This is a genomic window from Pseudomonas sp. PS01303 (genome assembly GCF_029959385.1).
Taxonomy (GTDB): domain Bacteria; phylum Pseudomonadota; class Gammaproteobacteria; order Pseudomonadales; family Pseudomonadaceae; genus Aquipseudomonas; species Aquipseudomonas rustica.
In genome coordinates this window covers 1-2458 of sequence record NZ_JASCPK010000292.1, presented here as the reverse complement: position 1 = coordinate 2458, position 2458 = coordinate 1, and the positions used below count along the sequence as shown (strand labels likewise).

Annotated in this window: 3 protein-coding genes; 2 read left to right on the top strand and 1 reads right to left on the bottom strand. The window is 58.8% G+C overall.

The annotated features are described in order from the left end of the window. Window positions 1-93: 93 nt before the first annotated feature. Complete coding sequence (locus QMX93_RS30540; protein ID WP_282359315.1) at window positions 94-1035, bottom strand: class I SAM-dependent methyltransferase; 942 nt, start codon at window positions 1033-1035, stop codon at window positions 94-96. A 199-nt stretch (window positions 1036-1234) separates the two neighbouring features. On the opposite strand from QMX93_RS30540, the gene QMX93_RS30535 reads away from it, so the two are divergent. Both QMX93_RS30535 and QMX93_RS30530 read left to right on the top strand, forming a co-directional pair. Next, entirely contained in the window at window positions 1235-1648 is a 414-nt protein-coding gene (locus QMX93_RS30535; RefSeq protein WP_053121513.1) for a response regulator, read from the top strand. A gap of 56 nt (window positions 1649-1704) precedes the next feature. Further along, entirely contained in the window at window positions 1705-2370 is a 666-nt protein-coding gene (locus QMX93_RS30530) for an HAD family hydrolase (RefSeq protein ID WP_282359314.1), read from the top strand. Window positions 2371-2458: the final 88 nt, after the last annotated feature.

The following is a 2458-nucleotide window of genomic DNA, read 5'->3' as shown; positions in this document are numbered from 1 at the left end:
CTGCCGAAGGCTGCGATCTTTTGATCTTGTTTTTAAGAGATCAGGATCAAAAGATCGCAGCCTTCGGCAGCTCCTACAGGGATTTGGGTTGTGTCAGGAAGTGCGTTTGAAGACCAGGGCTTTCAGGCCGCTTTCGGGATCGATGTCGGGAAATTCCGGCGGGTTTTCCAGCCGCTGTTCAAAGCGCAAACTCGGCGCCTCCTGCGTCACGCCATCAATCAAAAAGTCCGAACCAAACGCCGGATCATTCATGCAGGCCAGCACCGTGCCGTCCGCCGTCAGCAACTCCGGCAGACGGCGCAACACGCGCTGATAATCCTTGGTCAGCAAAAAACTGCCTTTCTGAAACGACGGCGGGTCGATGATCACCAAATCGTACGGGCCGCTGTTGATCACCTTGCCCCAGGACTTGAACAGGTCGTGGCCGAGGAAGCTGACTTTGCCGGTGTCATGGCCATTCAAACGGTGATTGTCGCGACCACGGCTGAGCGCGGCGCGGGACATGTCCAGATTGACCACATGGCTGGCGCCACCCTCGATGGCCGCCACGGAGAAACCGCAGGTGTAGGCGAACAGGTTCAGCACGCGCTTGCCGTCGGACTGTTCGCGCACCCAGTTGCGCCCGTAACGCATGTCGAGAAACAGCCCGGCGTTCTGCTTGCGGCCCAGGTCGACGCGGTATTGCAGACCGCCCTCGACGATGGTCATTTCATCGATCTCATCGCCCAACAGCCATTCGGCGGTGCTCTGCGGCAGATAACGGTGCTGGATCAGCAACGTGTGCGCTTTGGACTGCTGCCATTCGGCCGAAGCGGTGATGTCGAGCAATACGCGCTTGAGATCTTGCAGTTGCTCCGGCGCCGGTTCCTTGAACAGCGACACCAGCACCACGCCTTGCAGCCAATCCACCGTGACCTGTTCCAGCCCCGGCCAGCAACGCCCGCGCCCATGAAACAAACGACGGGTTTCGCCCGGTGCGCTGGCGAGTGCCGGCAGCAAATGGGCGTGGAGGGTGGCGAGGGCTTCAGGGTTCATCGGTCACGGTCGGCAAGCAAATGGGCCGGCATTTTAACCACAATTACGCCACTTCGAACGTTTGTCTCAGGATTGCCAATCCGACCATTTGGAAAACTCCTGTATCAAAAATGAATTTCTACAGAACGCGCTGCTCATACCAGATAAGCAGCGGATTCAAGCCGCTAAATCGTTAATGCTATTCAGGGAGTGCAGTTTCATGTGCCCATCACCAACGGCGGACGCGCACCTTCCTGGCGGGTTGATTCTGGTAGTTGAGGATGATCCGTTGATTCTGGAGTTTCTTTGCGAAATTCTTCAGGAGGAAGGTTTCAAGGTCGAGCCGCATAGCAGCGCCGACGCAGCCAAGTTATATCTGGACGAGCACGCGCCGGAAGTGAATCTATTGCTGACCGACATCACCATGCCCGGCACCCTCAACGGCGCCGATCTGGCCAACCTGGTCGGCGATCGCTGGCCGGACAAACCGGTGATGGTCATGTCCGGTTATGAAACGCCGGAGACGTCTGGGGTCAAGCACTCGGTCGCGTTCATCAAGAAACCCTGGGCGATCGGCCAGTTGCTCGATTGCGTCGAGAGTGCCTTCAAGTCCAAGGCTCCGCGTCTGCACTGACAAGTGCTACATTGCCGGGCAAATTTGCCCGGCCCCTTGCCAGAGGATGCGACCCTTTGTCTGCTCACAATGATCTTTTCGATCGCGCGTTCGGCGCGTTCCTGTTCGACATGGACGGTACCGTCCTCAACTCCATCGCCGCCGCCGAGCGGATCTGGTCAGCCTGGGCCGTGCGCCATGGCGTCGATGTCGAGGCGTTTCTGCCGACCATTCATGGCGCGCGGGCGATCGACACGATCAATCGCCTGAACCTGCCGGGCGTGGACGCGGAGGCACAAGCGGCGTTTATTACCGCAGCAGAGATCGAGGATGTTGAAGGCATTGTCGAGATTCCCGGGGCGGCGGCGTTTCTCCATCAATTGCCAAAGGATCGTTGGGCCATGGTGACGTCGGCGCCGCGCGATCTGGCATTGCGGCGGATGGCGGCGGCGGGGATTCCCGAGCCTGCGGTGATGATTACGGCTGAGGATGTGAAGGCGGGCAAGCCTGATCCGGCGGGTTATTTGCTGGCGGCTAAACGCTTGGGGCTGGAGCCGGCGGAGTGTCTGATTTTTGAGGATGCCGCTGTCGGGATTCAAGCCGCTGAAGCGGCGGGTGCGTCGTTGATGATCATCACCACGACGCATCAGCATCCGCTTGAAACCGAGCACGCGACACTGGCCAGTTACGACGCGATCCGCGTCCAAATCGACAACGACGGCCTGCACCTACAGCCTGCCTGAAGCTGTCCCCCTGTAGGAGCTGCCGAAGGCTGCGATCTTTTGATCTTTTTTTTTAAAAGACCAAGATCAAAAGATCGCAGCCTTCGGC

What these genes read in the sequence shown, in the direction of transcription:
- QMX93_RS30535 (WP_053121513.1), top strand. Translation starts at nt 1,235, where the DNA reads ATGTGCCCATCACCAACGGCGGACGCGCACCTTCCTGGCGGGTTGATT.
- QMX93_RS30540 (WP_282359315.1), bottom strand. Translation starts at nt 1,035, where the DNA reads ATGAACCCTGAAGCCCTCGCCACCCTCCACGCCCATTTGCTGCCGGCA.